This window comes from Nocardia sp. NPDC050435, assembly GCF_040655395.1.
Taxonomy (GTDB): Bacteria; Actinomycetota; Actinomycetes; order Mycobacteriales; family Mycobacteriaceae; genus Nocardia.
Window position 1 is genome coordinate 274,437 of the sequence record NZ_JBFAJW010000004.1, and the last position, 25,795, is coordinate 300,231.

Sequence of the window (25,795 nt, forward strand, 5' to 3'; positions counted from 1 at the left end):
CATTTCATCGCCGCCAGCGCGGAGATGACCCCATCGAAAGGAAAAATCAATGGCTAACGTTGACCAGCTGCTCGAGGAAATCGGCGGCATGACCCTGCTCGAGCTCTCGGAGTTCGTGAAGGCGTTCGAGGAGAAGTTCGACGTCAAGGCTGCCGCCCCGGTCGCCGTCGCCGCCGCCGGCCCGGCCGGTGCCGCGCCTGAGGCTGCCGAAGAGCAGGACGAGTTCGACGTCATCCTCGAGGGTGCCGGCGACAAGAAGATCCAGGTCATCAAGGTCGTTCGCGAGATCGTCTCCGGCCTGGGCCTGAAGGAAGCCAAGGACCTGGTCGAGGGTGCCCCGAAGCCGATCCTGGAGAAGGTCGCCAAGGACGCCGCGGACGCCGCCAAGGCCAAGCTGGAAGAGGCCGGCGCCAAGGTCTCGGTCAAGTAATTCGACCGAATTGCGCTCGAAGCGGGCGGCTCCCTTTGGGGAGCCGCCCGTTTTGCATTTTCGGACTCGCGTGCGACCGCTGCTTACCTGGTGAGAGTGTCTGGGTTACTCTTCGGTCAGGTTGGGGTGCGCCGCGTCTCGACCGTGAGATACAGTGACCGGACCCACTGTGACGTGACACACCGCGATGACCGCGCGCGGTTCGGCACAAGGGGGGCTCGTCGAAGAATTCGTGGAGGTTGGCGTGGGCGTCGAAGTCAGGACCGAAAGTGTAACCAAGTCTTTTGGTTCACAGCGTATTTGGCAGGACGTAAGTCTCACGCTGCCCTCCGGTGAGGTCAGTGCCCTGCTGGGCCCCTCCGGCACCGGTAAGTCGGTGTTCCTGAAGTCGCTGATCGGCCTGCTGCGTCCCGAGCGCGGCTCGATCTACATCGACGGCACCGATATCACCACCTGTTCCAACAAAGAGCTCTACGAGATCCGCAAGCTCTTCGGCGTGCTGTTCCAGGACGGCGCGCTGTTCGGGTCGATGAACCTGTTCGACAACGTGGCCTTCCCGCTGCGCGAGCACACCAAGAAGTCCGAGTCCGAGATCCGCAAGATCGTGATGGAGAAGCTCGAGCTGACCGGTCTGCTCGGCGCCGAAGGCAAACTGCCCGGCGAGATCTCCGGCGGTATGCGCAAGCGCGCCGGCCTGGCCCGCGCGCTGGTGCTGGACCCGCAGATCATCCTGGTCGACGAACCCGACTCCGGCCTGGATCCGGTGCGTACCTCGTACCTGAGCCAGCTGCTGATCGACATCAACGCCCAGATCGACGCCACGATCCTGATCGTGACCCACAACATCAACCTGGCCCGTACCGTGCCCGACAACATCGGCATGCTGTTCCGCCGCCAGCTGGTGATGTTCGGCCCGCGTGAGGTGCTGCTGACCTCCGACGAGCCGGTCGTCAAGCAGTTCCTCAACGGTCGCATGATCGGCCCGATCGGTATGTCGGAGGAGAAGGACGAAGCCCAGATGGCCCGCGAGCAGGCCATGGTCGACGCCGGTCACCACCACGGTGGCGCCGAAGAGGTCGAGGGCATCATCCCGCAGATGAAGGCGCAGCCCGGCATGCCGGTTCGCCAGGCGGTTGCTCGCCGCAAGGCGCGGGTCCGCGAAATCATGCACACGCTGCCCCGCGCCGCCCAGGACGCGATCCGCGAGTCGCTCGACGAAAACGACGACACGCAGGTGCTTCCCGCCTACACGCAGGCCGGACCGAACTACGACGGCGGTCAGCCGGAACTCGGTGGCGGGTACGACACGACCGTGCGCCACAACACCGCTAAAGGGTAACCAGCAGGTAGCATTCGCCGGGTGAACACCACCCTGGTGCGTTTCCGGACTCCGATCGAGTCCGCATTCGGCCAGGCGGGCAACATCTTTGCGCTACTCGCCGACGTGGCGCGCAAGACGTTCCAGCGACCGTTCCAATGGCGAGAGTTCATCGAGCAATCCTGGTTCATCGCCAGCGTCTCGATCCTGCCCAGCGCCCTGGTGGCGATCCCGTTCGGCGCCGTCGTCTCGTTGCAGACCGGATCCCTGGTCAAGCAGCTCGGCGCCGAATCCTTCACGGGCGCCACCAGCGTGCTCGCCACCGTGCAGCAGGCCGCGCCGGTCGTGACGGCGCTGATCATCGCGGGCGCGGCGGGTTCGGCGGTCGCCGCCGACCTCGGATCGCGCACCATCCGTGAGGAAATCGACGCGATGGAGGTGCTCGGCGTCGACCCGATCCATCGGCTGGTGGTGCCGCGGGTACTCGGGATGATGCTGGTCGCGCTGCTGCTCAACGGACTGGTGTCGGTGGTCGGCATCGCGGGCGGCTACTTCTTCAACGTGTTGCTCCAGGGCGGCACCCCGGGCGCGTATCTGGCCTCGTTCTCGGCGCTGGCGCAGCTGCCGGACCTGTGGATCGGTGAGATCAAGGCGCTGATCTTCGGGCTGCTGGCCGGAGTCATCGCCGCCTACAAGGGCCTGCACCCGGCGGGCGGGCCCAAGGGCGTCGGCGAGGCCGTGAACCAGTCCGTGGTCATCACCTTCCTGGTGCTGTTCTTCGTGAATCTGGTGCTGACACTGGTCTATCTACAGGTCGTCCCGGCAAAGGGGGCCTGAACCATGGCGACCCAGTACCGAGCTCCGGTGGTGGCCAAGTCGATCCGGCTGGCGCAGCGGGCCGGTCGGGCGCCGGGGACGGTGATCGATCGCGCGGGTGAGCAGATGCTGTTCTACGCGCGCGCGATCGCCTGGATCCCGCGCACGGCGGTGCACTATCGCAAGGAGGTGCAGCGGCTGCTGGCCGAGGTGACCTTCGGCTCCGGCGCGCTCGCAGTCATCGGCGGCACCATCGGCGTCATCGTCTTCATGTCCGCCTCGGTGGGCTTCGTGGTCGGCCTGCAGGGTTTCAAGGCGCTGGACGCGCTCGGCACCTCGGTACTCACCGGCTTCCTCACCGCCTACGTCAACACCCGCGAGATCGCCCCGCTCACCGCGGCGCTCGCGCTCTCGGCGACGGTCGGCTGCGGTTTCACCGCGCAACTGGGCGCGATGCGGATCTCCGAGGAGATCGACGCGCTCGAAGTGATGGCGGTGCCGGGGATTCCGTTCCTGGTCAGCACCCGGGTGATCGCGGGTTTCCTCGCGGTGATCCCGCTGTACATCGTCGGCCTGCTCGGCACGTACCTCGCCTCGCGGACCGTCAGCATCTGGTTCGAGGGGCAATCCAGCGGCGCCTACGACCACTACTTCAGCCTGTTCCTCCCACCGCAGGACGTGCTCTATTCGTTCCTGAAGGTGCTGATATTCGCGTTCGTCATCATCCTGGTGCACTGCTACTACGGGTTCAACGCCACCGGCGGGCCGTCCGGCGTGGGCATCGCGGTGGGGCGCGCGGTGCGCTCGGCGATCGTGCTGGTGAACGTGCTGGATTTCTTTCTCAGCCTGGCCATCTGGGGCACCTCGACCACGGTGCGGATCGCCGGATGAACAGAGTCCAGCGGTGGCGGGCGACGGAACCCCTGCGGATCCGTCTGCTCGGCATCGCGTTCTTCCTGATCCTGGCGCTGTTCGTGTGGGTGTGCGTCGCGGTGTACAACAAGCATTTCGTGCGATCGGTGGACGTCGAGCTGATCACCGACAGCGTCGGCAACGCGCTGACCCGCAACGCCGAGGTCAAGGCCCGCGGCGTCACCGTCGGCGAGGTGCGGGCCAGCCGCCCCGAGGACGGCAGGGTGGTCCTGGATCTGGCCATCGACCCCGGCAAGGCGACCAAGATCCCGGTCAACGCGACCGCCAGATTGCTACCCAAGACGCTGTTCGGTGAACGCTATGTGGATCTGGTCCTGCCCGCGCAGCCCAGCCCGGCGCACCTCACCGACGGCGTCGTCCTGCAGCAGGATCGCAGTGGCAACGCGATCGAACTGAGCAAGGTCTTCGACGATATGCTGCCGCTGCTGCGCGCCATTCCGCCGCAGGATCTCGCGGCCACGCTCGGCGCGCTGGCCCAGGCGCTGGCCGGGCAGGGGGAACAGCTCGGCGGCACCCTGGACCGGCTCGACACCGTGTTCCGTGAGGTCAACGGCGTGCTGCCGGATCTGCGGGAGGGCCTGCGCAGCCTGGCCACCGTGTCCGACACCTACTCCCAGGCGCTGCCGCAGCTGGTGGACGCGCTGAACAATCTGCGCACTACGAACGCCACCATCGTGCAGCGCCGCGGTCAGCTCGACGCCCTCTACGCCACGCTGACCCCGGCCTCGGGCAGCACCGCGGACTTCCTGATCGCCAACCGCGACAACATCATCGACGTGGCGGCCGACGCCCGGCCCGCGCTGGAACTGCTGGCCGAGCATTCCCCGACCTACACCTGCGTGATGGCCAACTTCGCGAAGATGAAGCCGCGCATCGACAACATTTTCGGCGTGGGCACCGACCGTCCCGGATCCCGGGTCAGCATCGAGCTGACCAACACCCGCGGCAAATACCTGCCGAACCAGGACGAACCGCGCTGGCTGGACACCCGCGGCCCGGCCTGCTTCGCGGAGTTCCCAGTGGGCGTCGACGCCGGCCAGTATCCGGGCGGCCCCAACAACGACGGCTCCTACCAGCCGCCGACCCGCTACCCGGGCGATCAGACGATCGGCAAGATGGACGCGCCCCAGTACGCGATGTATCCGACGCTGGCCGGATCGCCCAGCGAGCAGCGGTCGCTCGGCGCGATCTACGGTGCGGTGCACGGGGTTTCGCCCGACGCGGTGCCGAGCTGGCTGACTCGCGCCGGGGCACCTGCGTTCCGGGGGAGCGAGGTGAGCTTGCGATGAGCCGGGGATTGCGGGGCGCGGGAGCGCCGTTGGTCAAGCTGATCGTCTTCGTGATCGTCACCTTGCTCGCGACCACGGTGCTGGGGCTGTCCATCGCCAACTACACCGGCGGCGGCACCCCGTTCAAGGCGGTCTTCACCGATGTCACCGGGCTGAACAAGGGCGACGAGGTCCGCATCGCCGGGGTGCGGATCGGCAAGGTCACCAAGGTCGCCCTGGTGGATCGTCGGCTGGCCCGCGTGGAGTTCCAGGTGCAGGACCGCAAGTGGCTGCCCGCCTCCACGATCGTGTCGATCCGCTACCGCAACCTGGTCGGGCAGCGCTATCTCGCACTGGAACAGGGCGCGGGCGACCAGGGGCGCAAGCTGAACGAGGGCGCGACCATCCCGCTCGCGCAGACCCGGCCCGCGCTCGATCTGACCACCCTGTTCAACGGCTTCCGGCCGCTGTTCCGCACGCTCACCGCCGAGGACGTGAACAAGCTCGCCTTCGAGATCATCCAGGTGTTCCAGGGCGAGCAGGGCACCATCCACGACCTGGTGGCCAGCACCGCGAGCCTGACCAACAAGATCGCCGACAAGGACGCGGTGATCGGCGATCTGATCCGCAATCTGACCGCCGTCCTGGAGACGGTGAACAGTCGCGACAACCAGTTCGACGCGCTGATCGTGAACACCTCGGCGCTGGTGTCCGGGCTGGCCGCGCAGCGCGACGTGATCGGTTCGTCGGTGAGCTCGCTGGGCAATCTGGCCTCGGCCACCTCCGATCTGCTGGTGCCGGTGGTGCCGACGCTCCAGGGCACCATCGCGGGCCTCAGTCAGCTGACCGGCACCCTGAACGAGCGCTCCGGCGAGGTGAATCAGGCGCTGGCGAACCTGCCGCTGAAGATGGAGAAGCTCGGCCGCGTCGGCAGTTACGGCTCCTGGTTCCAGTTCTATCTGTGCGGCATCGACCTGGTGGTCGGGCCGGGCGCGGTGGACGCCCCGCAGCTGAACCTGCCCGCGTCGATGCCCACCATCAACCAGCCGCTCTACACCAATGCCGCACCGCGTTGCTCCGGGAAGGCGCGCTGATGGACGACCGGATTCTGCTCGGCAAACGCAGCCCCGCCTTCCTGGGCGGGCTCGGGCTGTTCCTGATCCTGTGCGCGACGCTGTCGGCGTTCTATCTGGACCGGTTGCCGATCATCGGCGCGGGCACCAAGTACACCGCCGAATTCTCCGAGGCGGCGGGCCTGAAGAAGGGCAACGAGGTCCGCATCGCCGGGGTGAAAGTCGGTCAGGTACACGACATCCGGCTCGACGGCGACAAGGTGCTGGTCGAATTCCGCACCCAGAACGCCTGGATCGGCAACCAGACCACGGCCTCGATCCAGATCAAGACGGTGCTCGGCCAGAAGGTGCTGGCGCTGGACCCCCAGGGCCCGCGCCCGGCCGACCCGGCCGAGCCGATCCCGTTGTCGCGCACCGTGACTCCCTACGACGTGATGGAGGCGTTCACCGACGCCACCAAGCAGCTCGAGGAGATCGACACCGCGCAGCTGGCCACCAGCATGCGGGTGCTGTCGGAGGCGTTCGCGACCACGCCGCCGGAACTGCGCGGCGCCATCGACGGCCTGGGCCGGATCTCCGAAACCCTGGCCAAGCGCGATGAACAGGTGAAAAGGCTGTTCGCCGCGACCCGGCAGACCACCCAGGTCCTGGCCGACCGCAACGCGCAATTCGAGCAATTGCTGACCACCGGCGGACAGTTGTTCGCGGAGCTGAACATCCGGCAGGCCGCCATCCGGCAATTGCTGACCGGCGCGCAGTCGGTGGCGACCCAGCTGAGCACGCTGGTGCGCGAGAACGAGGCGCAGATGGGCACGGCGCTGACGAATCTGCGCGGCGCCATCGACCTGCTGAACGCCAATGAGCAGAACATTTCCAAGACCCTGGAACTCGCGGCGCCGTTCTACGGCCTGTACGCGAATGTGCTCGGCACCGGCCGCTGGTTCGACGCGGTGATCGTCAATCTCATTCCGCCCGCGCTGCCGGATATTCCGGGTTATCGCGAGCCGGTCCGCGATCTGGGCGGCAACTGATGGCGGGCGGCTGGCGGCATCCGCTGACCGCGGTGCGGTCCAGCAGCCGGGGCGCGCGAATTCTGGCGCTGATCGTCGTCGCGGCCGTGGCGATCTGCGCGACCGTCTGGCTGCTGGACGATCGGCTGAACACCACCCGCATCACCGCCTATTTCGACCGCGCGGTCGGCATCTACGAGGGCTCGGACGTGCGGATTCTGGGCGTCGCGGTCGGCCGGGTCGACAAGGTGGAGCCGATCGGCGACCAGGTGCGCGTCACCATGAGCGTGGACCGCAAATTCGACGTGCCCGCCGACGCCAAGGCCGCGCAGATCACGCCCTCGATCGTTTCCGACCGCTATATCCAATTGCTGCCGGTCTATCGCGACGGCCCGAAAATGCCGCGGAACGCGGTGATTCCGCTGGAGCGCACCGTCACCCCGGTGGAGGTCGACGAACTGTACAAGAGCATCGCCGAACTCACCGAGGCGCTCGGTCCCAACGGCGCCAACAAAGACGGCGCGGTGAACGATCTGGTGCGCAGTTCGGCCGCGAATCTGGCGGGCAACGGCGAAGCGCTGGGCCGCACCATCACCGAACTGAGCAAGGCCACCAAACTGCTGGCCGACGATCGCGCCGATATCTTCGACACGGTCGAGAATTTGCAGATCTTCGTCAGCATGCTGGCCCGCAATGATCAGCAGGTGCGCCAATTCAACGCGCAGCTGGCCGATCTCGCGGCCTTTCTGGGCGACGAACGGGAGGATCTCGGCGCCGCGTTGCGACTGCTGTCCATCGCGCTCGGCGACGTCGCCCGATTCCTGGACGAGAACAACGCGCTGATCGGCGACAACGCGGTGGCGCTCACCTCGCTGACCAGGACCCTGTCCGAGCAGCGCGATGATCTGGCGGCCGCGCTGCCGGTACTCACGCTGGCGCTGAGCAATCTGATCAATGTGCACAACGGCGAATCCGGCACCCTCGACATGCGCGCCAACTTCACCGATCTGCAGGACCCGTTCGGGGTGATCTGCAAAATGATCGATCTGTCGAAACTGATGCCCGGGGACCCGGAATTCGAGGCCGTCGGCAGGCAGATGCGGCCGCTCATCGAGCACTGCCGCGAGATCGCGGATCAGATCACCGCCGGGGTGCAGACGCCGTCGCTGATCCTGCCGTTCGGCATTCTGAGCAACGAGAACCAGCAGCGCGCGCCGGTGCCGGGCACCGTGCCGGGCACGCCGTCGGATCAGTTGCCCCCGTCGCAGCAGCCGGGAGGTATTCGATGAGGCTCCGGACAGTCTGGGCGGCAAGCGCTCTCGTGGGCGCGCTGGCACTGACGGGTTGTGGGAACGGCATCTACAGCGTCCCGCTGCCGGGCGGCGCGGACATCGGCAAGGATCCGATGCGATTGACCATCGAATTCGACGACGTGCTCGATCTGGTGCCGCAGTCCGCGGTCAAGGTCGAGGGCGTGCCGGTCGGCCGGGTCGAGGAGATCGCCTTGGGCCCGACGGGCTGGACGGCCAGCGTGCGCGTGGTGGTCAACGATGCGGTAGACCTGCCCGCCAACGCGCGCGCCGAGGTCCGCCAGTCGAACCTGCTGGGGGAGAAGTTCATCGAGCTGTCGCGGCCCGCCGATCCGGCGCCCGCCCCGCTGACCAGCGGGGCCGTGATCCCGCGCGACCACACCCGCGCCGCCGTCGAACTCGAGCAGGTGCTCGGCGCGCTGTCGCTGCTGCTCAACGGCGGCGGCATCGCCCAGCTCGCGCCGATCGTCTCGGAGCTGAACAAGACGCTGGCCGGGCGCGAGGGCCGGGTGCGCTCGCTGCTGGAGGAGGCCGAGACGCTGATCGGCGGCCTGAACGCGCAGGTCGAGGACATCACCCGGGCGATCGACGGCCTGGCGCTGCTGAGCAGCCGGGTGAGCACCCAGACCGACCAGATCGGCAAGATCCTGGACGAGTTGCCCGAGGGCATCCGGATCCTGGACGAGCAACGGCCGCAACTGATCTCGCTGCTGGCCCAGCTGGATCGGGTGGGGCAGGCCGGCTTCGACGTGATCGACACCTCCAAGGACAACCTGATCCGCGACCTCACCTCGCTGCGGCCGACCTTGCAGCAATTGGCCGCCGCCGCACCGGATCTGGTGACCGCGTTCCCGCTCATCCCGACCTATCCGTTCCCGGACTCGTCGCTGCCCGCCACCTTCGGCGGCCAGGTGAACACCTTCCTGTCGGTGGATCAGCAGATCGGCGTCACCCTGAGCAATCTGGGCGTCGGCAAACCGGAGCCGGTCTACGTCCCGCCGCCGTACGGGCCGCCGGTGCCGGTGAACCCGACCAACCCGTACTACAACGGCAACGGCCCGCGTCCGGGCTGGCCGACGGTGTTCGCGGCGGTGCCCGTGCCGCCCGGCCTGCTGCCCGAGGGCGCACCGGACCGCCTCGGGCCGCTGCTCGAGGGGATGGGCATCACGCCGCAGGTGAGGAGTCCGCGATGACGAGGATGGTGCGCGTCCAGCTGATCGCCTTCCTGGTGATCGCCGTGCTCGGCGTGGTGTACGTGGGCGCCCGGTACATCCGTTTGGACCACATGCTCGGCTTCAACCAGTACACGGTGCGGATCGAGGCGGACCGGGCCGGCGGCGCCTACCAGGGCGCGGAGGTCACCTACCGCGGCGTGGCCGTGGGCCGGGTCGGCGGGCTCGAACTCACCGACGACGGGGTGCGCATCCCGCTGATCATCGACGACGGCGCGCCGCGCATTCCGGCCACGGCCAAGGCGGTGGTGGCCAACCGCTCCGCGATCGGCGAGCAGTTCGTGGACCTGCAGCCCGCCAACGACGACAGCCCGTACCTGAAGGACGGCTCGGTGATCCGCGGCCTGGACGCCCCGATCCCGGTGGAACAGCTGGTGACCAGCGTCGACCGTTTCGCCGCCACCGTCGACCTGCCCGCCTTGACCACGACCGTCACCGAACTCGGCAAAGCCCTGGACGGCAAGGGCGACGATCTGCGCACCTTCGTGGTGGCGCTGAACGAATTCAGCACCGCCCTGAACGACAATCTGCCGCAGACCGTCGAATTGATCCGCGCGGGCCGGGTCGCACTGGCCACCCAGGCCGAGCAGTCCGCGGAGATCCTGCGCTTCAGCGACGGCCTGGACCGGCTCAGCGTCCAATTGCGCTCCAGCGACCCCGATCTTCGCCGGCTGATCGGCACCGGGACGGACGCGGGCGCCGCGATCAGCGAGTTGTGGCAGCAGAGCGGCGCCGCGCTCACCGAGGATCTGACCAACCTGCGCAGCCTGCTGCAGGCCATCTCGCCGAAGTTCTACGCCCTGCGCCCGCTGCTGCAGATGCTGCCGCAGCTGTCCATCGGCGCCTCGGCCACCGCGCCCGGCGACAACACCAGCCACTTCGGCCTGGTGCTCGAGGTGAACAACCCGCCGGCCTGCACCGTCGGCTACGAGGGCACCCAGGAGATTCTCGCGGAGATGAAGCGCCGCGATCCGGATTTCGACGACACGGTCGACGACTTCCCGTTCAACAAGGACGCGAAATGCACTGTGCCCTTTGGTAATCCGACCGCCGTGCGGGGCGGTCTGCGGGCCGAACTGGCCGATCCGGGCATCGCGCAGCCGTGGGACCGCACGCCCAAGACCGATCCGCCCAAGCTCAACCTGAGCCCGATCGCCATTCAGCTGGCCACCCTGATGGGGGTCACGCCCAAGCACTGAACCGCCTTTCCCGGCAACGACGACGTGAGGTGTGCGAGTGAGTATCGATGTAGCGAAGCAAGCGCCGAGCCGGACGGAGACGGTGCCGCGCGAGGCCGTCTCGCGCCGTTCCGGCCCGGTGGCGGCGACCGTCCTCACGGCCGCCGCGGCGGCCGTGGCCCTGGTCGCGGCGGTCTGGTTCGGGACCGGCTGGATGCAGGCCCTGTGGTTCACCGACGGGCCCCGCGCGGCGGCCCGCGAGAGCGCGCTGGTCGCCGCCCGGCAAGCCGCGCTGAACATGACCACGATGCGGCTCGAGGACATCCCGGGCTCGCTCGCGCTGGCCCGCTCCTCGATGACCGGCGAGATCCTGGCCTCGTCCGAGAAGAATCAGCAGCAGTCCGAGGAACTCGCGGCCCGCACCGGCGTCGCGATGACCTCGAAGGTGCTCGGCGCGAGCCTCACCGCGCTGAACAGCGAGCGCGATCACGCCGCGGCGCTGATCGTGTTGCAGGTCACCGAGGGCAAGCCCGGCGAGCAGCCCGCGAACTATCGCTATACGTGGAATCTGGAGATGGCCGAGGCCGGCGGCGTGTGGAAGGCCGAGCAGGTGGCGTCGCTGACCCAGCCCGTGCTGCTCGACGGCCCCGTGCCCGGGGTCGCCCAGCCCCAGCCCGCGCCCGCGCCCGCCGAGCCGGAGGGCGTGCGATGACCACCCGCCGACCGGTCAACCGCATCAGCTCCGCCCGTCGCCCGCTCGCCTCGGCGTCGCGTCCCGCACCCACCGCGCCGCCGTCGCGTCCCCGGCGGTTCCTCCGCAAGCCGGCCGGGATCCCGGCGCCGCGCTCGTCGTGGACCGCCGCGCTCGTGCTGCTCGCCGCGACCGTTCTGCTCGGCGGGTTCGCCGCCCTCGCCGCGCTGCGACCGGGCGTCGACGACAGCAACGCGGCCTTTCTGGACACCGAGGCGACCGAGGAGGTGCGCGCCGCCGCGGGCCACGCGCTGCGCACCATCTACCGCTACGACATCGAGCACCTCGACGGTTACGAGCAGGCCGTGCGCCAGGTGGTCACCGGCAAGATGCTGACCGACCTGGACAAGTTCTCCGGTACCACCGTCGAAGCGATCAAACAGGCCCAGACCAGCGCCGATGCCCAGGCGGAGCCGATCGGGGTGACCCTGCTCGACGACGACCGGGCGGAGTTGCTGGTCAACCTGGTGATCAGCGCGGACAAGGGCGGCCAGGCCCAGCAGAGCGTGGCCGGGCCGGTGGTGCTGCAGATGCGCAAGATCGACGGGCGCTGGCTCGCCGCCGACATCGTGGACCGCTGACCAGGACCTCTGCGGTCGCCGCCGCGAGGCCCGCGAATCGCCAGATCGGCCAGCGCGGCAGGCGATCTCGATAACCGGCTGGTCGGTCCTGGCACTTGACGGTTTTCTCCGGAGCCGTCACGCTATTCACAACAGCGGCAGCTGTCACAGTGGCTCCAGATGCCCCGTTGCTCTCGACGCAGCCAGCGATTCGAGCGCGGCGCCGGAGCCGCCGGCCCGAACGTAGCGATCTTGCCGGTCGCTCGACAGGATCGGCCCCGTGTCGGTTGACACCCGGCGCGCCAGCCACGCGCACGCTCGTGCGAGTGGTATTTTCACACCCGGTAGAGGTGTGCCTTTGACACCACCGGGTCAGGTGGTGTAAGTTTGGACGTTGCGCTGGCTGCCTCCTGTCCATACCTCGATTTGCACACGTAAGTTCCACCCCTTCCGGTGTTACTTCCGTTGTCTGCTGTTCGGGTTTCGTTCGGGTTGTGACCAGCGGAATTCGAAAGCGAAGCAAGCGACGGCCGCGGACCACCACGCGGCGCGCGTGAGGTGCTGGAAGGACGCATCTTGGCAGTCTCCACCCAGACCAAGGCAGTTGCCGGAATCCCCGGAGCCCCGAAGCGGGTGTCTTTCGCGAAGATCCGTGAGCCCTTGGAGGTGCCCGGACTTCTCGATCTACAAACAGACTCTTTTGCATGGTTGATCGGCTCGCCGTCATGGCGTGAGAAGGCCGCCGCGCGCGGCGACGTCGGCCTGGTCGGTGGGCTCGAGGAGGTGCTCGAGGAGCTCTCGCCGATCGAGGACTTCTCCGGCTCCATGTCCCTGTCGTTCTCGGATCCTCGGTTCGAAGAGGTCAAGGCCTCCATCGACGAGTGCAAAGACAAGGACATGACCTACGCGGCGCCGTTGTTCGTCACCGCGGAGTTCATCAACAACAACACCGGTGAGATCAAGAGCCAGACGGTCTTCATGGGTGATTTCCCGATGATGACCGACAAGGGCACGTTCATCATCAACGGCACCGAGCGCGTCGTCGTCTCGCAGCTGGTGCGTTCGCCGGGCGTCTACTTCGACCACTCGGTCGACAAGGCCACCGAGAAGGACCTGCACAGTGTGCGCGTCATTCCCTCGCGTGGCGCGTGGCTGGAGTTCGACATCGACAAGCGCGACACCGTCGGTGTCCGCATCGACCGCAAGCGCCGTCAGCCGGTCACCGTGCTGCTGAAGGCGCTGGGCTGGACGAACGAAGAGATCGTGGAGCGCTACGGCTTCTCCGAGATCATGATGTCGACGCTGGAGAAGGACAACACCGCCGGTCAGGACGAGGCGCTGCTGGACATCTACCGCAAGCTGCGTCCGGGCGAACCGCCGACCAAGGAGTCCGCGCAGACCCTGCTGGAGAACCTGTTCTTCAAGGAGAAGCGCTACGACCTGGCGCGCGTCGGTCGCTACAAGATCAACAAGAAGCTCGGCATCCACGTGGGCGAGCCGGTCACCAGCTCGGTGCTGACGAAGGAAGACATCGTCACCACCATCGAGTACCTGGTGCGCCTGCACGCCGGTGATCGCATGATGACCGCCCCCGGCGGCCAGGAGGTGCCGGTCGAGGTCGACGACATCGACCACTTCGGCAACCGCCGCCTGCGCACCGTCGGCGAGCTCATCCAGAACCAGATCCGCGTGGGCCTGTCCCGCATGGAGCGCGTGGTCCGCGAGCGGATGACCACCCAGGACGTCGAGGCCATCACGCCGCAGACCCTGATCAACATCCGCCCGGTCGTCGCCGCGATCAAGGAGTTCTTCGGAACCTCCCAGCTGTCGCAGTTCATGGATCAGAACAACCCGCTCTCGGGCCTGACCCACAAGCGCCGCCTGTCGGCGCTGGGCCCCGGCGGTCTGTCCCGTGAGCGCGCCGGCCTGGAAGTCCGAGACGTCCACCCGTCGCACTACGGCCGCATGTGCCCGATCGAGACTCCGGAAGGCCCGAACATCGGCCTGATCGGTTCGCTGTCGGTGTACGCGCGGGTCAACCCGTTCGGCTTCATCGAGACCCCGTACCGCAAGGTCGTCGACGGTCGCGTCACCGACGAGGTCAAGTACCTGACCGCCGACGAGGAGGACCGCCACGTTCGCGCGCAGGCCAACTCCCCGGTCGACGCCGAGGGCCGCTTCCTCGAGGATCGCGTCCTGGTGCGCCGCGCCGGTGAAGAGGTCGAGTTCGTCGCCGCCTCGCAGGTCGACTACATGGACGTCTCGCCGCGCCAGATGGTCTCCGTCGCGACCGCGATGATTCCGTTCCTCGAGCACGACGACGCCAACCGTGCCCTGATGGGCGCGAACATGCAGCGTCAGGCCGTGCCGCTGATCCGTTCCGAGGCGCCGCTGGTCGGCACCGGCATGGAGCTGCGCGCCGCGGTCGACGCCGGCGACGTCGTGGTCAACGAGAAGCCCGGTGTGGTCGAAGAGGTCTCGGCCGACTACGTGACCGTCATGCACGACGACGGCACCCGCAAGTCCTACCGGATGCGCAAGTTCAACCGCTCCAACCAGGGCACCTGCTCCAACCAGCGTCCCATCGTCGACGAGGGTGTGCGGGTCGAGCAGGGTCAGGTGCTGGCCGACGGCCCCTGCACCGAGAACGGTGAGATGGCCCTGGGCAAGAACCTGCTCGTGGCGATCATGCCGTGGGAAGGCCACAACTACGAGGACGCGATCATCCTGTCGCAGCGCCTCGTAGAAGAGGACGTCCTCACCTCGATCCACATCGAAGAGCACGAGATCGACGCCCGCGACACCAAGCTGGGCGCCGAGGAGATCACCCGGGACATCCCGAACGTCTCCGACGAGGTGCTGGCCGATCTGGACGAGCGCGGCATCGTGCGCATCGGCGCCGAGGTCCGCGACGGCGACATCCTGGTCGGCAAGGTCACCCCGAAGGGCGAGACCGAGCTGACCCCGGAGGAGCGCCTGCTCCGCGCGATCTTCGGTGAGAAGGCGCGCGAGGTGCGCGACACCTCGCTGAAGGTGCCCCACGGTGAGTCCGGCAAGGTCATCGGCATCCGCGTGTTCTCGCGCGAGGACGACGACGATCTGCCCCCGGGCGTCAACGAGCTGGTCCGCGTCTACGTGGCCCAGAAGCGCAAGATCCAGGACGGCGACAAGCTGGCAGGCCGGCACGGCAACAAGGGCGTCATCGGCAAGATCCTCCCCACCGAGGACATGCCGTTCATGCCCGACGGCACCCCGGTCGACATCATCCTGAACACCCACGGCGTGCCGCGTCGTATGAACATCGGCCAGATCTTGGAGACCCACCTCGGGTGGATCGGCAAGGCGGGCTGGGATGTGCACGGCGCCGACGGCGTCAAGCCGGATTGGGCCTCGGCCCTGCCGGAGGAGATGCTGGCCGCCCCGCAGGACTCCAACATCGCGACCCCCGTCTTCGACGGCGCCCGCGAAGAGGAGCTGACGGGTCTGCTCGGCTCGACCCTGCCGAACCGCGACGGTGAGCGCATGGTCGACGAGAACGGCAAGTCGGTGCTGTTCGACGGTCGCTCGGGTGAGCCTTTCCCGTACCCGGTCGCGGTCGGCTACATGTACATCCTGAAGCTGCACCACCTGGTCGACGACAAGATCCACGCGCGTTCGACCGGCCCGTACTCGATGATCACCCAGCAGCCGCTCGGTGGTAAGGCGCAGTTCGGTGGTCAGCGCTTCGGTGAGATGGAGTGCTGGGCGATGCAGGCGTACGGCGCCGCGTACACCCTGCAGGAACTGCTCACCATCAAGTCCGACGACGTGGTCGGCCGCGTGAAGGTCTACGAGGCGATCGTCAAGGGCGAGAACATTCCGGAGCCGGGCATTCCGGAGTCGTTCAAGGTGCTCCTCAAGGAACTCCAGTCGCTGTGCCTCAATGTCGAGGTGCTGTCTTCCGACGGCGCCGCGATCGAGATGCGTGACGGCGACGACGAGGATCTGGAGCGCGCGGCCGCGAACCTGGGCATCAACCTGTCCAGGAACGAAGCCGCCACCGTTGACGATCTGGCGAACTGATGCGTTCGGCGTCCTCCCGTCGGCCCGGGCATTCCGGGCCGACGGGGTGGCGCGCTCGACCCACTAGTGAACTTTTGCTCGAATTCGACCCGCATAGGGGAAAGGAAGTTACGTGCTAGACGTCAACTTCTTCGATGAACTCCGAATCGGCCTGGCCACCGCCGAAGACATCCGTCAGTGGTCCTACGGCGAGGTCAAGAAGCCGGAGACCATCAACTACCGCACGCTCAAGCCGGAGAAGGACGGCCTGTTCTGCGAGAAGATCTTCGGACCGACTCGCGACTGGGAGTGCTACTGCGGTAAGTACAAGCGTGTCCGCTTCAAGGGCATCATCTGTGAGCGCTGTGGCGTCGAGGTGACTCGCGCCAAGGTGCGCCGTGAGCGGATGGGCCACATCGAGCTGGCCGCCCCGGTCACCCACATCTGGTACTTCAAGGGCGTTCCGTCGCGCTTGGGCTACCTGCTCGACCTGGCGCCGAAGGATCTGGAAAAGATCATCTACTTCGCCGCCTACGTCATCGTCGGTGTCGACGAGGAGCTGCGCCACAACGAGCTCAGCACCCTCGAGGCCGAGATGGAGGTCGAGAAGAAGGCGGTCGCCGACCAGCGTGACGCCGACCTGGAGGCCCGCGCCCAGAAGCTCGAGGCGGACATCGCCGAGCTCGAGGCCGAGGGCGCCAAGTCCGACGTGCGCCGCAAGGTCAAGGACGGCGGCGAGCGCGAAATGCGTCAGCTGCGCGACCGGGCCCAGCGCGAGCTGGATCGCCTGGACGAGATCTGGACCACCTTCACCAAGCTGTCGGTCAAGCAGCTCATCGTCGACGAGGTGCTCTACCGCGAGCTGGTCGACCGCTACGGCGAGTACTTCACCGGCGCCATGGGTGCGGAGTCCATCCAGAAGCTGATGGAGAACTTCGACATCGAGGCCGAGGCCGAGAACCTGCGCGAGACCATTCGCTCGGGCAAGGGCCAGAAGAAGCTGCGCGCGCTCAAGCGGCTCAAGGTCGTCGCGGCCTTCCAGGCCAACGGCAACTCGCCCATGGGCATGGTGCTCGACGCCGTTCCGGTGATCCCGCCGGAGCTGCGCCCGATGGTTCAGCTCGACGGTGGCCGCTTCGCCACCTCCGACCTGAACGACCTGTACCGCCGCGTCATCAACCGCAACAACCGCCTCAAGCGACTGATCGATCTGGGTGCGCCCGAGATCATCGTCAACAACGAGAAGCGGATGCTGCAGGAGTCGGTGGACGCGCTGTTCGACAACGGCCGTCGTGGCCGGCCGGTCACCGGTCCCGGTAACCGTCCGCTCAAGTCGCTGTCGGATCTGCTCAAGGGCAAGCAGGGTCGTTTCCGTCAGAACCTGCTCGGCAAGCGCGTCGACTACTCCGGCCGTTCGGTCATCGTGGTCGGCCCGCAGCTCAAGCTGCACCAGTGCGGTCTGCCGAAGCTGATGGCGCTGGAGCTGTTCAAGCCGTTCGTGATGAAGCGCCTGGTCGACCTGAACCACGCGCAGAACATCAAGTCCGCCAAGCGGATGGTCGAGCGGCAGCGTCCCCAGGTGTGGGATGTCCTCGAAGAGGTCATCGCCGAGCACCCGGTGCTGCTGAACCGCGCGCCCACCCTGCACCGCCTGGGCATCCAGGCCTTCGAGCCGCAGCTCGTCGAGGGTAAGGCGATCCAGCTGCACCCGCTCGTCTGTGAAGCGTTCAACGCCGACTTCGACGGTGACCAGATGGCCGTGCACCTCCCGCTGTCCGCGGAGGCGCAGGCCGAGGCCCGCATCCTGATGCTGTCCTCGAACAACATCCTGTCGCCGGCCTCCGGCCGCCCGCTCGCCATGCCCCGTCTGGACATGGTGACCGGCCTGTACTACCTGACCCGCCTCGTCGAGGGCGCCAAGGGCGAGTACCAGGCCGCCACCAAGGACAGCCCGGAGCAGGGCGTCTACTCCTCGCCCGCCGAGGCGCAGATGGCCGTGGACCGCGACGAGCTCACCGTGCGTTCGCTGATCAAGGTCCGCCTGATCGACCAGCGCCCGCCGCGCGAGATCGAGTCCGAGCTGTTCCCGGACGGCTGGAAGCGCGGCGACGCGTGGACCGCCGAGACCACCCTGGGTCGCGTGCTGTTCAACGAGTTGCTGCCCGCGGACTACGCGTTCATCAACGAGCAGATGCCGAAGAAGCGTCAGGCCACGATCATCAACGATCTGGCCGAGCGGTACCCGATGATCGTCGTCGCGCAGACCGTCGACAAGCTGAAGGACGCCGGCTTCTACTGGGCCACCCGCTCCGGTGTCACGGTCTCCATGTCGGACGTTCTGGTTCCGCCGGAGAAGACCGAGATCATGGAGCGCTACGAGGCGCAGGCCGATCAGATCGAGAAGAAGTACCAGCGTGGTGCCCTGGATCACCAGGAGCGCAACAACGCCCTGGTCAAGATCTGGCAGGAAGCGACCGAAGAGGTCGGTACGGCACTGCGGGCGCACTACCCGCCGGACAACCCGATCATCACGATCGTCGAGTCGGGCGCGACCGGTAACTTCACCCAGACTCGTACCCTCGCCGGTATGAAGGGCCTGGTTACCAACCCGAAGGGTGAGTTCATCCCGCGGCCGATCAAGTCCTCCTTCCGTGAGGGCCTGACCGTTCTCGAGTACTTCATCAACACCCACGGTGCCCGTAAGGGTCTGGCCGACACCGCGCTGCGCACCGCCGACTCGGGTTACCTGACCCGTCGTCTGGTGGACGTCTCGCAGGACGTCATCGTGCGCGAGCACGACTGTGGCACCGAGCGCGGCATCGTCGTGCCGATCGCGGAGAAGATGGCCGACGGCAGCATCATCCGCGACGCGCACGTCGAAACCTCCACCTACGCACGGACGCTCGCGACCGACGCGGTGGACGCCAAGGGCAATGTCGTGGTGGCCAAGGGCGCCGATCTCGGTGACCCGGCGCTGGACGCGCTGCTCGACGCCGGCATCACCGAGGTGAAGGTCCGCTCCGTGCTGACCTGCACCACCGGCACCGGCGTGTGCGCGACCTGCTACGGCCGCTCCATGGCGACCGGCAAGCTGGTCGACATCGGTGAGGCCGTCGGTATCGTCGCCGCGCAGTCCATCGGTGAGCCCGGTACCCAGCTGACCATGCGTACCTTCCACCAGGGTGGTGTCGCGGGCGATGACATCACCGGCGGTCTGCCCCGTGTGCAGGAGCTCTTCGAAGCGCGTGTGCCCAAGGGCAAGGCGCCGATCGCGGAGATCTCGGGTCGCGTGCGGCTGGAGGATGACGATCGTTTCTACAAGATCACCATCATTCCGGACGACGGCTCCGAAGAGGTTGTCTACGACAAGCTCTCGAAGCGGCAGCGTCTGCGGGTGTTCAAGCACGACGACGGCACCGAGCGTCTGCTCTCCGACGGTGACCACGTCGAGGTCGGCCAGCAGCTGCTGGAAGGCGCGGCGGATCCGCACGAGGTGCTGCGCGTGATGGGCCCCCGTCAGGTGCAGGTCCACCTGGTCCACGAGGTCCAGGAGGTCTACCGCTCGCAGGGTGTGTCGATCCACGACAAGCACATCGAGGTCATCGTGCGCCAGATGCTGCGTCGCGTGACGATCATCGATTCGGGCGCGACGGAGTTCCTGCCCGGCTCGCTCACCGAGCGCGCCGAGTTCGAGGCCGCGAACCGTCGGGTCGTCGCCGAGGGCGGCGAGCCGGCCTCGGGTCGCCCGGTGCTGATGGGTATCACCAAGGCGTCGCTGGCCACCGATTCGTGGCTGTCGGCGGCGTCCTTCCAGGAGACCACTCGAGTCCTGACGGACGCGGCGATCAACTGCCGCTCCGACAAGCTCATCGGTCTCAAGGAGAACGTGATCATCGGTAAGCTCATCCCGGCCGGTACCGGTATCAACCGCTACCGCAACATCCAGGTGCAGCCGACCGAGGAAGCCCGCCAGGCCGCGTACGCGGTGCCGTCCTACGACGACACCTACTACAGCCCGGACAGCTTCGGCTCGTCGACCGGCGCCGCGGTGCCACTGGACGACTACGGGTTCAGCGATTACCGCTAACCAGTAGGTAGCCAACGCATTCGGCCCCTGTTCCTCCGGGAACGGGGGCCGAAGTGCGTTCTGGGCGAGGAAGGTTAGCGGGCCGGTTGCGCTGAAGCGGACCCGCACTTGCCCTTCGGGGAGTACGTTGCGTGGGACACTGGAGCCGAGCAGGGGGCGGGCGAGCGAAGGAGTGAGTGTGACGGCACTTCCGGAACCGGAGCAGCGGTGGACTGCTATCGCGTCCAGGTCGCCGTTGACCATCGCGGATTTTCTGGCACTCGGCGAGGACGATCAGTTCCGCTGGGAGCTGCAGGAGGGGGTTCTCGTGATGTCTCCGTCGCCGACGCCGTCGCACCAGAAGGTCGGCAGTCGGCTCGACCACCAGATCGAGGTCCAGTTACCGCCGGAGTTGATGTCTTTTCCGGCCGTGGACGTGGATCTGGGGTTCGTGCCCGAAGACGGCCCCGCAACGATCCGCTGTCCGGATCTGGTGGTTGTCGACACCGTCGAGCATCGCCGCGTGCAGCAGGAGGGCGGCGTATTGCGAGCCTCGTGTGTTCATCTCGCCGTCGAAATCGTCTCGCCCAGTACCCGGCGGATGGATAACAAGGTCAAACGCAGCGAGTACGCCGACGCGGGTATCCCGCACTACTGGATCATTGATCTCACACCGCCGATCAGCCTGCTGCCGCTGCGTCTGACCGAAGAACTCGGCTACGTCGACAACGGCGAGGTGACCGGGACATACACCACCGAGCTGCCGGCCCGCCTGGCCATCGATCTCGATAAGCTCGCTCGTTAGCAAACGGACTGCGGTCCGGAACAATTCGCGCGGCACGGGAGTTGTTCGGGGCATGGAGTCGTTGGTTTCCGAGCGTCGCGTCTGGATCGATAAGCAGCATCCGGAGGTGTTCCGCGCGCTGAAGGGGGTGGCGGCGCAGGTGCGGGCGGCGGGGGCCGCGGCGGGGTTGGATCGGCGGCTGATCGAGTTGGTCAATGTGCGGGTGTCGCAGATCGATGGGTGCGCCACCTGCTTGGACATCCATCATCGGGCCGCGCTCGAGGCCGGGGTCACCGAGCGTGAGCTGGCGGTGCTGCCGGCTTGGCGGCGCACCGAACTGTTCGGCGAGCGGGAGCGGGCCGCGCTGGCGCTGGCCGAGATCACCGCCGAGTTGCCGGACGAGCCGACCATGCGGCGCGAGTACGCTTTTGCGCGCCGGTCCCTCTCGGAGGACCAGATGTCCGCCGTGATCTGGGTGGCGACGGCGATCGCCGCGTTCAACCGAGTGTCCATCCTGAGCAGTCACCCGGTACGAGCACAGAAGGAGCAGAACATGACCGAAACTCCCGAGACCACGGTTACCCGCAACGACGAGAAGACCCGCTACGAGGTCTACTACGGCGGCAAGCTCGCGGGCTTCGCCGAGTACGACGAGCGCGGCGACGAGCGGGTGTTCACCCACACCGAGATCGACGACGCGTTCGGCGGCAAGGGCCTGGGCAAGGTGCTGGCGAAGGCGGCGATCGAGGACACCATCGCCCAGCAGCGCGTGATCCGCCCGCTGTGCCCGTTCATCAAGGCGTACCTGGAGAAGAACCCGGAGTACGACGCGCACGTGGTCGGCAAGGGCGTCACCCGTGAGTGATCTGCAGGAGCATCCGTCGGCGGACCGGTGCGAGCCCAGTCCGCGCTGCGGCCCGGTCGCCGAGTTGTTCCCGGCCCGTGAGGTGCCGCTCGGCGGCGTGCGCGGCGTGTTCGTCGAACGTGTACTGCCGCAACGCGATCTGCCGACGGTCGGCGCCTGGTGCTTCTTCGATCACTTCGGTTCGCCGACGGTGACCAAGACCGGTGCACCGCCGAATATCGACCCGCATCCGCACATCGGCCTGCAAACGGTGACCTGGCCGTTCACCGGCCGGATCCGGCACCGCGATTCGGTCGGCTCGGATGTCGAGATCCATCCCGGTCAGCTGAACCTGATGACCTCCGGCCGTGGCATCGCGCATTCGGAGTACTACGCCGAGGACGCGCCGGCCAGCCACGGCTTGCAGCTGTGGATCGCGTTGCCGGGCAACGCGACCGGGGTCGACCCGCATTTCGAGCAGCATCGCGAGCTGCCGGTGTACCGGGCAGAGGGGATCGAGGCCGTCGTGCTGATCGGCTCGCTCGCGGGGCACACCTCGCCCGCGCGGGCCTACACGCCGATCGTCGGAGCCGATGTCCGGCTCGAGCCGGGTGCGGCGGTAACACTGCCGCTGGCACCGGGTTTCGAGCACGCGGTGCTGCTGGTCGAGGGCGACGTCCGGGTCGCGGGCGCCGAGCTGACGCCGGGGCCACTGCTGTATCTGGGTACCGACCGGGACGAGTTGCGCCTCAGCAGTTCCGGAGGCGCGCATTTCCTGCTGATCGGCGGCGAGCCGTTCGGCGAGGAATTGGTGATGTGGTGGAACTTCGTGGGGCGCAGTCACGAGGAGATCGTGGCGGCCCGGAACGACTGGGAGGGCCGCGATGTCACGCGGTTCCCGGATATCGCGGGGCACTCACCGCAACAGCGGATTCCGGCCCCGCCGCTGCCCGCGCTGCATCTGAAGCCGCGCAAGCGCCGGGTGGGCGCCGAGCGGTCCTGAAGCCGCACACCGGTATTCGGCCTCCCTCTGGGAACCGGGAGGGAGGCCGAGACCGGGTTCAGCTCGCGAGCAAGCGGTCCAGCGCGCGGTAGCTCTCGTTGAGCCCGGTTTCCATGCCGGATTGCAGCATGCCGTCCCGTTCCTCCTGGGTGTGGAAGAGGCTGTCGGTGACCACTTTGGTGCGCCCGTCGCCCAGGTCCACGAAAGTCGTGGTGTCGATGGTGATGTGCGCGGGCATGCCGTCCCATTCGAAGGACTGCACGATCCGCTCCTCGGGGGTGATCTCCCGGAACCGGCCTTCGAAGCCGTGGGTCTGCCCCTCGGCGTGCTCGACGAAGCGCCAGTGCCCGCCCTTGCGGAACTCCCAGCGCTCGATGTCGAGCCGATTGCCGCGGCCCCACCACTGGGCCAGCTGCTCGACCCGGCTGTAGGCGGCCCAGACCCGCTCGCGCGGGGCGTCGAAGACGCGCTCGATATGACAGTCGCGGTCGCCGGTGGTGGTGACCGCGGCGTCCCTGGTGGATGTGCTCATTGGTTGCGCTCCGTTCGCTCGAGGAATTCGCCGAGACGGTCCATCCGGCCTTCCACCATGCGCCGGTAGTTCTGCAGCCACGCGAGCTCGCGGTCGAAGATGTTCTCGCCGAGCCGGCAGTACCGGACCCGGCCGCGTTTCTCGGTGACGATCATGCCCGCGTCCTCCAGTAGCCGCAGATGCTTCTTGATGCCGGTCAGGGTCATCTCGAAGCGATCGGCCAGCTCGGTGACGGTCGCGGGCCCACGCCCGAGGTGCTCCAGGATCCCACGCCGGGTGGGATCCGCGAGCGCTCCGAACGATGCGCCTAGGAAGTCATACTGAACCATCTAGTTCAGTGTTGCGCGCCGGGTGCGTGGTGTCAACCCTCGAATCGCCGTGAGCCGGGCTCGGGCCGCGCGCGGCAAGATCGTGCCGCGGGTGGCCTGAAGCGGCCAATCTGTCTGTGGCTCTACTGATGTCGGGGTCGGGTGGGTATCTTCGGACGAACGAATTCGCTCTAGGGAGTTACCTGATGAGGATCAGCAGAATTGCCGCTACCGCCCTGCTGGCCGTGGCGGCCACCGGGCTGGCGGGCGGCGTGGTGGCCGCCGAGCCCGCGCAGGCCGACGTTCCACTCGACCTGCGCGGCAGTTTCCAGGAGGTCGGCTACCAGGTCGCGGTGGCCGGGGATCGCAAGTCGACGGTCACCACGCTGGAGCGCGGCCGCTTCGCGCTCGTCGCCGACAACAAGGTCGTGACGGTCGCCGACGATGCCGGGCACATCCTGGCGGCGTTTCCGCTGACGATCGACGTGGAGGGGCACAAGATCGATCTGCGGCCGCTGATCGACGAGGCGGGCACGCGCCTCTCGCTCGCTCCGGACGGCCTGTCGGAGGCCCCGGTCCGCGATGTCGCCGCGCAGGAGCGATTCTTCGCCGATATCGAGCGCTATCAGCCGCAGGTGCTGCAGGGTGCGGCCATCGGCGCGGCGATCGGCTTCCTGGTCGGTTTCCCGTTGGGGCTGTTCATCTTCGACGTGATCACGGTGCCGATCGCCACGGTGGTGGGTGCGGTCATCGGCGCGTTCGTCGGCCTGCACCAGGGCGGCGGGCAGCCCTCGGTGGACGCCGCGGTCGCCTATCTCACCGGGCAGCCATAACTCCGCCGCCGCTATTGCGACGCGCATCACAGTCCGGCTATCCTCAGCAAATTCTGACACCCGATGGGTTCAGATGATCCGGCCGAGGCGGCCGGACGAGTGATGAGGACACTGCATGAATTCTCCGCTGGTATCGGTGGCGCTTCCGTTGGCGCTGGCCGTGATCATGTTCGGCCTGGGTCTTTCGCTGACCGTCGACGACTTCCGGCGGATCGCGGTGAATCCGAAACCGGTGGCCGTCGCCCTGGCCTGCCAGCTGCTGGTGCTGCCCGCGGCGGCCTTCGGCCTGGTGCTGCTGTTCGACCTGCCGCCGCTGCTCGCGGTCGGCATGATGCTGCTGGCCGCGTCGCCGGGCGGCACCACCGCCAACCTGTTCAGCCATCTGTTCCGCGGCGACGTCGCGCTGAATGTCTCGCTCACGGCGGTGAATTCGATCGTCGCCGTGGTCACCCTGCCGCTGGTCACCAACTTCGCCATCGACTACTTCGAGCCGGGCGGCAGCGCCGGGCAGGTCGGCCTGCAGTTCGGCAAGGCCGCACAGGTTTTCGCGATCGTGCTGATCCCGGTCGCGCTCGGGATGCTGACCCGGCGCCGGGCCCCCGGCTTCGCCGAGCGGATGGACCGCCCGGTCCGGATCGGCTCGGCGGTGACGCTGCTGCTGGTCATCCTGGGCACCATGCTGGCCGAGCGGGAGAACCTGACCGGCTACCTGGTCGACGTCGGCGCGGTCACCACGCTGTTCTGCCTGGTCAGCTTGACCGCGGGCTATTTCGTGCCGCGCTGGCTCGGCGTGAACGACCGCCAGGCCATCGCCTGCTCGATGGAGATCGGCATCCACAACAGCACGATCGCGATGACGGTCGCGCTGAGCGTCCTCGACAGCACCGAGATGGCCGTTCCGGCCGCGGTGTACGGCGTGCTGATGTTCCCGCTCGCGGCCGGGGTCGGCTGGCTGCTCACCCGCCGTCCGGCCGGCGCCGAGGCGCCCGCGGAAGCCTAGGACCTATTTGCGGCGTGGCCGCATGACGGCGGTGAAAGCCGCTGCGGCCACCTGCTTCCCGGTGGTGTCGGTGATGGCCACCGGCACCTCGAGCTCGATGTCGGCGCGGTCCGCGATCTGCGCGCGGACCTGCTCCAGGGTCTCCGGCGTGAGCTCCGAGGTCGCCAGGAACGGCCCGTTCGCCCCCTTGGCGCGGGCCAGGTACTCGATCCGGCCGTTCCGGGCGACGATGAACGTCTCGCCCATCAGATCCACGATGCCCGACACCGAGGCGCCCATCGCGGCCGTCTCGGCGAGCCCGAACAGCACCGCCGCGTGCAGGTCCGCGTTGTGGTTCAGGTGCTCGGGCTTGGGTTCGATGGACACCACGTTCCGGCCCGGCCCGAATTCCACGCCCGCGATGCCGGTGTACTGGATGAAGCCGAGTTTCTGGAACCCGGCCATCACCATTTCGCCCACGGCCGCGCTGTCCATCGAATCTCCCGCACTCGGAATTGAAACCTGT

Annotated in this window: 22 protein-coding genes; 19 read left to right on the forward strand and 3 right to left on the reverse strand. The window is 67.4% G+C overall.

Annotated features, from left to right (window positions below; genetic code table 11):
• Positions 1-49 precede the first annotated feature (49 nt).
• The 17 genes from rplL (at position 50) to AB0I43_RS14025 (ending at position 22,617) form a co-directional block, all read left to right on the forward strand.
• Positions 50-430 (forward strand): 50S ribosomal protein L7/L12, encoded by a 381-nt coding sequence (gene rplL, locus AB0I43_RS13945; protein ID WP_356973546.1) that lies wholly within the window; start codon positions 50-52, stop codon positions 428-430.
• A 187-nt stretch (positions 431-617) separates the two neighbouring features.
• Positions 618-1,769, forward strand: coding sequence for an ABC transporter ATP-binding protein (locus AB0I43_RS13950; protein WP_356973545.1), 1,152 nt, complete (start codon positions 618-620; stop codon positions 1,767-1,769).
• Between the two features lie 84 nt (positions 1,770-1,853).
• Positions 1,854-2,585 (forward strand): ABC transporter permease, encoded by a 732-nt coding sequence (locus tag AB0I43_RS13955; RefSeq protein ID WP_356973722.1) that lies wholly within the window; start codon positions 1,854-1,856, stop codon positions 2,583-2,585.
• Between the two features lie 3 nt (positions 2,586-2,588).
• Positions 2,589-3,455, forward strand: a complete 867-nt coding sequence (locus AB0I43_RS13960; protein WP_356973544.1) for an ABC transporter permease — start codon at positions 2,589-2,591, stop codon at positions 3,453-3,455.
• Complete coding sequence (locus AB0I43_RS13965) at positions 3,452-4,786, forward strand: MCE family protein (RefSeq protein WP_356973543.1); 1,335 nt, start codon at positions 3,452-3,454, stop codon at positions 4,784-4,786. The genes AB0I43_RS13960 and AB0I43_RS13965 overlap by 4 nt, the downstream gene beginning before the upstream one ends.
• A complete protein-coding gene (locus AB0I43_RS13970; protein WP_356973542.1) occupies positions 4,783-5,859 on the forward strand; it encodes an MCE family protein in 1,077 nt (358 codons plus the stop codon). Before AB0I43_RS13965 ends, AB0I43_RS13970 begins: the two co-directional genes overlap by 4 nt.
• Positions 5,859-6,869 (forward strand): MCE family protein, encoded by a 1,011-nt coding sequence (locus AB0I43_RS13975; protein ID WP_356973541.1) that lies wholly within the window; start codon positions 5,859-5,861, stop codon positions 6,867-6,869. The genes AB0I43_RS13970 and AB0I43_RS13975 overlap by 1 nt, the downstream gene beginning before the upstream one ends.
• The gene (locus tag AB0I43_RS13980) at positions 6,869-8,137 is read left to right on the forward strand and encodes an MCE family protein (RefSeq protein ID WP_356973540.1); all 1,269 of its coding nucleotides are present in this window, start codon (positions 6,869-6,871) and stop codon (positions 8,135-8,137) included. The genes AB0I43_RS13975 and AB0I43_RS13980 overlap by 1 nt, the downstream gene beginning before the upstream one ends.
• A complete protein-coding gene (locus tag AB0I43_RS13985) occupies positions 8,134-9,351 on the forward strand; it encodes an MCE family protein (RefSeq protein WP_356973539.1) in 1,218 nt (405 codons plus the stop codon). The genes AB0I43_RS13980 and AB0I43_RS13985 overlap by 4 nt, the downstream gene beginning before the upstream one ends.
• Positions 9,348-10,589: an MlaD family protein gene (locus AB0I43_RS13990; RefSeq protein WP_356973538.1), complete on the forward strand. Its 1,242-nt coding sequence runs from the start codon at positions 9,348-9,350 to the stop codon at positions 10,587-10,589. The genes AB0I43_RS13985 and AB0I43_RS13990 overlap by 4 nt, the downstream gene beginning before the upstream one ends.
• A 37-nt stretch (positions 10,590-10,626) precedes the next feature.
• On the forward strand, positions 10,627-11,280 hold the full coding sequence (locus AB0I43_RS13995) for a hypothetical protein (RefSeq protein WP_357432101.1): 654 nt from the start codon (positions 10,627-10,629) through the stop codon (positions 11,278-11,280).
• On the forward strand, positions 11,277-11,900 hold the full coding sequence (locus AB0I43_RS14000) for a hypothetical protein (protein ID WP_356973536.1): 624 nt from the start codon (positions 11,277-11,279) through the stop codon (positions 11,898-11,900). Before AB0I43_RS13995 ends, AB0I43_RS14000 begins: the two co-directional genes overlap by 4 nt.
• Positions 11,901-12,437: 537 nt before the next feature.
• On the forward strand, positions 12,438-15,941 hold the full coding sequence (locus tag AB0I43_RS14005; RefSeq protein ID WP_356973535.1) for a DNA-directed RNA polymerase subunit beta: 3,504 nt from the start codon (positions 12,438-12,440) through the stop codon (positions 15,939-15,941).
• A gap of 112 nt (positions 15,942-16,053) precedes the next feature.
• Positions 16,054-20,007, forward strand: a complete 3,954-nt coding sequence (locus AB0I43_RS14010; RefSeq protein ID WP_356973534.1) for a DNA-directed RNA polymerase subunit beta' — start codon at positions 16,054-16,056, stop codon at positions 20,005-20,007.
• Positions 20,008-20,185: 178 nt separating this feature from the next.
• Positions 20,186-20,791, forward strand: a complete 606-nt coding sequence (locus AB0I43_RS14015) for a Uma2 family endonuclease (protein WP_356973533.1) — start codon at positions 20,186-20,188, stop codon at positions 20,789-20,791.
• 52 nt (positions 20,792-20,843) lie between these two features.
• Entirely contained in the window at positions 20,844-21,635 is a 792-nt protein-coding gene (locus AB0I43_RS14020) for an N-acetyltransferase (protein ID WP_356973532.1), read from the forward strand.
• A complete protein-coding gene (locus AB0I43_RS14025; protein WP_357432103.1) occupies positions 21,628-22,617 on the forward strand; it encodes a pirin family protein in 990 nt (329 codons plus the stop codon). The genes AB0I43_RS14020 and AB0I43_RS14025 overlap by 8 nt, the downstream gene beginning before the upstream one ends.
• Before the next feature lie 58 nt (positions 22,618-22,675).
• On the opposite strand, the gene AB0I43_RS14030 is transcribed toward AB0I43_RS14025, so the two are convergent.
• Positions 22,676-23,149 carry an SRPBCC family protein gene (locus AB0I43_RS14030; RefSeq protein ID WP_356973530.1) on the reverse strand — a complete coding sequence of 158 codons (474 nt, stop codon included), beginning with the start codon at positions 23,147-23,149 and terminating at the stop codon, positions 22,676-22,678.
• Positions 23,146-23,478, reverse strand: a complete 333-nt coding sequence (locus tag AB0I43_RS14035) for a metalloregulator ArsR/SmtB family transcription factor (RefSeq protein WP_356973529.1) — start codon at positions 23,476-23,478, stop codon at positions 23,146-23,148. The genes AB0I43_RS14030 and AB0I43_RS14035 overlap by 4 nt, the downstream gene beginning before the upstream one ends.
• 185 nt (positions 23,479-23,663) lie before the next feature.
• Here AB0I43_RS14035 and AB0I43_RS14040 point away from each other — a divergent pair, with 185 nt between their 5' ends.
• Both AB0I43_RS14040 and AB0I43_RS14045 read left to right on the forward strand, forming a co-directional pair.
• Positions 23,664-24,290, forward strand: coding sequence for a hypothetical protein (locus AB0I43_RS14040; protein WP_356973528.1), 627 nt, complete (start codon positions 23,664-23,666; stop codon positions 24,288-24,290).
• Positions 24,291-24,405: 115 nt separating this feature from the next.
• On the forward strand, positions 24,406-25,290 hold the full coding sequence (locus tag AB0I43_RS14045; protein ID WP_356973527.1) for a bile acid:sodium symporter family protein: 885 nt from the start codon (positions 24,406-24,408) through the stop codon (positions 25,288-25,290).
• Between the two features lie 3 nt (positions 25,291-25,293).
• Here AB0I43_RS14045 and AB0I43_RS14050 read toward each other — a convergent pair whose 3' ends face one another.
• Positions 25,294-25,764 carry a DUF4442 domain-containing protein gene (locus tag AB0I43_RS14050; RefSeq protein WP_356973526.1) on the reverse strand — a complete coding sequence of 157 codons (471 nt, stop codon included), beginning with the start codon at positions 25,762-25,764 and terminating at the stop codon, positions 25,294-25,296.
• Between the last annotated feature and the right edge of the window lie 31 nt (positions 25,765-25,795).

What these genes read in the sequence shown, in the direction of transcription:
- rplL (WP_356973546.1), top strand. Translation starts at nt 50, where the DNA reads ATGGCTAACGTTGACCAGCTGCTCGAGGAAATCGGCGGCATGACCCTG.
- AB0I43_RS13950 (WP_356973545.1), top strand. Translation starts at nt 618, where the DNA reads ATGACCGCGCGCGGTTCGGCACAAGGGGGGCTCGTCGAAGAATTCGTG.
- AB0I43_RS13960 (WP_356973544.1), top strand. Translation starts at nt 2,589, where the DNA reads ATGGCGACCCAGTACCGAGCTCCGGTGGTGGCCAAGTCGATCCGGCTG.
- AB0I43_RS13965 (WP_356973543.1), top strand. Translation starts at nt 3,452, where the DNA reads ATGAACAGAGTCCAGCGGTGGCGGGCGACGGAACCCCTGCGGATCCGT.
- AB0I43_RS13970 (WP_356973542.1), top strand. Translation starts at nt 4,783, where the DNA reads ATGAGCCGGGGATTGCGGGGCGCGGGAGCGCCGTTGGTCAAGCTGATC.
- AB0I43_RS13975 (WP_356973541.1), top strand. Translation starts at nt 5,859, where the DNA reads ATGGACGACCGGATTCTGCTCGGCAAACGCAGCCCCGCCTTCCTGGGC.
- AB0I43_RS13980 (WP_356973540.1), top strand. Translation starts at nt 6,869, where the DNA reads ATGGCGGGCGGCTGGCGGCATCCGCTGACCGCGGTGCGGTCCAGCAGC.
- AB0I43_RS13985 (WP_356973539.1), top strand. Translation starts at nt 8,134, where the DNA reads ATGAGGCTCCGGACAGTCTGGGCGGCAAGCGCTCTCGTGGGCGCGCTG.
- AB0I43_RS13990 (WP_356973538.1), top strand. Translation starts at nt 9,348, where the DNA reads ATGACGAGGATGGTGCGCGTCCAGCTGATCGCCTTCCTGGTGATCGCC.
- AB0I43_RS14000 (WP_356973536.1), top strand. Translation starts at nt 11,277, where the DNA reads ATGACCACCCGCCGACCGGTCAACCGCATCAGCTCCGCCCGTCGCCCG.
- AB0I43_RS14020 (WP_356973532.1), top strand. Translation starts at nt 20,844, where the DNA reads ATGGAGTCGTTGGTTTCCGAGCGTCGCGTCTGGATCGATAAGCAGCAT.
- AB0I43_RS14030 (WP_356973530.1), bottom strand. Translation starts at nt 23,149, where the DNA reads ATGAGCACATCCACCAGGGACGCCGCGGTCACCACCACCGGCGACCGC.
- AB0I43_RS14035 (WP_356973529.1), bottom strand. Translation starts at nt 23,478, where the DNA reads ATGGTTCAGTATGACTTCCTAGGCGCATCGTTCGGAGCGCTCGCGGAT.
- AB0I43_RS14040 (WP_356973528.1), top strand. Translation starts at nt 23,664, where the DNA reads ATGAGGATCAGCAGAATTGCCGCTACCGCCCTGCTGGCCGTGGCGGCC.
- AB0I43_RS14045 (WP_356973527.1), top strand. Translation starts at nt 24,406, where the DNA reads ATGAATTCTCCGCTGGTATCGGTGGCGCTTCCGTTGGCGCTGGCCGTG.
- AB0I43_RS14050 (WP_356973526.1), bottom strand. Translation starts at nt 25,764, where the DNA reads ATGGACAGCGCGGCCGTGGGCGAAATGGTGATGGCCGGGTTCCAGAAA.